Origin of the sequence: Duncaniella sp., from assembly GCF_029054785.1 — a bacterium.
GTDB lineage: Bacteria > Bacteroidota > Bacteroidia > Bacteroidales > Muribaculaceae > Duncaniella.
Map to the genome: position 1 here is coordinate 1 of NZ_JAIDEN010000092.1, position 3,735 is coordinate 3,735.

2 protein-coding genes and 1 tRNA gene are annotated in these 3,735 nt (G+C 42.9%); 1 reads left to right on the forward strand and 2 read right to left on the reverse strand.

The window, feature by feature from the left end; all coding sequences use genetic code 11:
* Nucleotides 1–372: 372 nt before the first annotated feature.
* Nucleotides 373–1,578: a site-specific integrase gene (locus tag K2H17_RS06220; RefSeq protein ID WP_300132693.1), complete on the reverse strand. Its 1,206-nt coding sequence runs from the start codon at nucleotides 1,576–1,578 to the stop codon at nucleotides 373–375.
* A 360-nt stretch (nucleotides 1,579–1,938) separates the two neighbouring features.
* On the opposite strand from K2H17_RS06220, the gene K2H17_RS06225 reads away from it, so the two are divergent.
* A tRNA-Gln gene (locus tag K2H17_RS06225) sits at nucleotides 1,939–2,009 on the forward strand.
* Nucleotides 2,010–2,133: 124 nt separating this feature from the next.
* Here K2H17_RS06225 and K2H17_RS06230 read toward each other — a convergent pair.
* On the reverse strand, nucleotides 2,134–3,735 hold a 1,602-nt coding region (locus tag K2H17_RS06230), incomplete at its 5' end, for an outer membrane beta-barrel protein (RefSeq protein ID WP_300132696.1).

A 3,735-nucleotide genomic window follows, 5' to 3' on the forward strand; every position in this document is an offset into this window, starting at 1 on the left:
GAGTTAAAATCTGAGTGGTGTATCTTTTAGATAAATTGTTGTAAATGAGAAAGGAGCATAGCGAGCTATGCTCCTGACGAATTTCAACAATTTAGCAAAAGAGACACCAAGGCTAAGGTGACTTTAAAAATTCTTAGATATGAAATTATTAAAAGGGAAAAAGATAATTACCGTCGCCTGCGAAAGTTTTGGGCACCTATGGCTCTTCATTTCAGTCACATTGCTCGCTATGCTCCTTCAATTCAGATCCATATCCACCTCAAAACTTTCGCTCAGATTTTAACTATTGTTTTTAAACCTCTAAGTCCGCTGATTTTATTGTGAGGAAGGTCATTGTCGGTCTTTATAGTGTTATTATTGTATCATGTGTGTTCAGTAGATTGAATTGATCACTTTTGAATTTGCGCGGTCGATCGCTGAGGAGTCTATTGATGAAAGATAGATCCTTGTGGTGCGTTCCGAGTCGTGGCCCATTCCCTGGCTGATTATGTTTATCGGAATTCCTTTCATGCAGGCTATGGAAGCCCATGTGTGGCGCGCGGAATATAAGGTGAAGCTTTTGTGGTAGCCGGCGAGTTGCGCGATTTTCTTCAGGCTGTTGTTGATGCGATATGATATGTTTCTGTAAGCATAGGCCTGGTTTGCCTGAGGGTTGACCAGTATAGGCAGGAAATAGCAGCTCGCATTCGGGGGATATTTGTCAATGATCCGTTGCATCTCATCGGTCCACTTAAGTGTCAGCCGTTGGCGCGTCTTGTGGCGGCAATAGGAGAGATAGCCGTTCCGGAGATCTGTTTTTAGCAGGAATGCCATGTCGATGAAACTCATTCCGCGTGTGAGAAAGCTGAGGAGAAACATGTCCCGCGCATAGTCCAGAGCCGGGTGAGATCTGAGATCCAGGGCGATGATTTTTTTCATTATCCCAAGCGGGAGTGCCCGTTTTTCGGTCTTGTCGACACCGGTATAGACGTGGCGGAAGATCTTCGGCTGGATATAAGCCCCCTCTTCAGCCGCGGCATTGCAGACGGCGCGCAGGATCCTCATATAAAACGACGTGGTGTTCGGTTTCAGCCGTTTGGCCTGAAGGAAATATTCGTAATCATCGATCAGTTCTGTTGTGAGGCTGTCGATCATTATGTCTTCTCCGTTTCTGAAGGACATAAAACTGTTGAGGGTCGAGCGATAGTTCTGAGCGGTCCTGATTCTGCTTTTGAGTTGCAGGGAGTCAATCCGGCATTTCATAAAACAGGTTAGGGAAAAACGTGAGATATAGCTTTGGTATTCGCTCATGATTTCATTGATGTCATAGAAAAGCCGGGTTGACTCCATATTGGCAATGATTGATTTTATGCGCCAGAGATCATGCTGGAGCGACAGCCTGATTATATTCAGCTCTTTTTGGCGTCGCGGAGATGCGGAAGCGGATAAAATGCCTTTGCGGTCATTCCATTCATCGATATAAACTGTATAAGAGGTGTTGATTTTTCTGACCTGGCATTCGTGTGAAATCTGGATATACAGCTGCCCTTGGCTGTTATTACCGGCCAGGGCCCGGAATTTTGCTTTTGCAGTAGCCATTATGAAAACGTTTTTTTCCCTGAAGATAATTAAGATTAAGTAACTCTTGAAAATTAATTTATCCTTGATGCGAGATTTATTCCGCGGAAAAATAAAAAAGGTCATCGGATTCGTCATTTTGTGTAAATCGCTGCTTGAAACGGGCTGTTTAGGTATAAATTCCTTTGCAATAGTGTGATAGCTTGGTTTTTGATCGTTTTAGGCAAATTCGGATTACCTGCCAAAAGAAGAAAAATTGAATTTTTGTAAAAAAAATGTCGAAAATATTTGCACAGTTCAAAACAAACCCCTACCTTTGCAGCGTCAAAAGGAAAAACAAGCAAGCGAGCTTGAAAATGAAGCCTGAAGACAGACATAAATTGCCTTGTGGTGTAATGGTAGCACGTCGGATTCTGGTTCCGCCTGTGAGGGTTCGAATCCTTCCAAGGCAACGCAAAGAAAGAGCTAAGTCGTTAAGATTTAGCTCTTTCTTTATTTTCGCATCACCGCAAAATGTAAAAGTTGGCAGGTTGGACATTTTGGGTGATGAAATGTCCAACCTGCCTAAAAGTTAGATTATTTGCCTGTGCCAAAACGAGAGGTGTCAATATTAGTGTCTTGAGACTTAAATCCGTTGAATCGCCAGATGAATGTCAGTTTGAGATTGCGGGTCATATCACAGACTTTCATCCGATAGTCCTGACCGGCATGATTGATAGTCATTGTAGGTGACCATTTGTTGAATATGTCATCAGCCTTTAGGTCTAATTCACAACAGCGGCTCTTTCCGAATTGCCATTTAATACCGGCATCAACTTTCCATATACTGGAGAGATCGGCTATTCCTTGCAATGATGGTGATATATAACTGAATTCAACTGATAACGATATAGGACTGTTTTGACTGAACTTGAAAGAGTTGCTCAACGCTCCATAGAAAATCCATCTACTGTTATCGAAACTTATGTCATGGAAATTATCGGCTTTTTCTCGTTGATTGAATATGTTGGCAGTAGCGGATGCGTCCCAGATGTAACTGACACCGAAAGGCGCATAGAGGTTAAGTCCAACCACCTGCTTGTAGTTCATGTTGATGGTCTGATAGATGAGATTGAGAGCATCTGGTGACTGGTACGGCAGCTGTACTGTGGATTTGTCGCCATATTGAAAATAGAGTGTTGCTACATATTTCTGCCTCAGTATGTAGTTGAATTGAGTATCGTACTGGATATATGGTTGCAACTCCGGATTACCGATAACCGTGGCGTAATTATTTATGTAACTTGTGCCACCATGCAGTTCCCAATATGATGGATAGATGCGCTGGGTGCTGATATTAAGTTGAAAGATGCTTTTTGGTGTCTTGTAAAATGTTGCGCCAAGTTGCGGTATGAAATTCCAGTTGTGCTGATGCTTACTGTGGGAATATTCCTCTTCTGCCGAAATATTGAATGATAAACCCCAGTCGAATGAGTGTTGGGTGCCGATATAGATACTTGCCACATCCTCATTGAATATGTCATTAAAGTCAGCCTTGTCTGATGAGGCGTATATCTGAGAACTATGATCTTCGGAATGCTGATATTCGGCTCCATAATTAAGCATCCATTTGCCAATGTGATACTCTTGGTCTAAAAAAACATGGTATCGATTGATTTCTTGTCTCTTGTCTGAACTAAGCAGCCAATCATTATCCTTGAAAAGTGATTGTGACCGGTTTTCGGAATAGCGTGTATAATCGCTGCCGATTGTCATCCCGAACGGAGTCTCATATCGTAAGGCTATGTTATGATAGTTGACCGGTGACAGCATCTCATATTTGTTGGTAAAGTTTCCAAGTGTGCCGGTCGAAAGGCTTTTGCTTTTTGAATCAGAAACAATCTGACCGTTATATGTAAGTTTGAGCGTTTTCCATGAAGCGGAAGCAAATATGGTATTGTTCCAGTTCTGACTGATGCGGCGCATATCATCTTCAATCATGGTTCGTCTGCCATCAGATAGATGATTCGACCATGTTTCCTCGCGGCACCACGATTTACTGCGTGTGAGTCCATAGTTTACGTCAAAAGTCCAGTCCTTTATAGCGTAGGTGGCTGCAAGTACACCGCCATACGAACCATAGTGAGCCTGATTGTATCCGGCTCTGACTTGCCCCTGCAAACCATCAAGAGGCGTCGG

Bases quoted from the DNA above. Each gene is read 5' to 3' on its own strand.
- K2H17_RS06220 (WP_300132693.1), bottom strand. From the start codon at position 1,578: ATGGCTACTGCAAAAGCAAAATTCCGGGCCCTGGCCGGTAATAACAGC.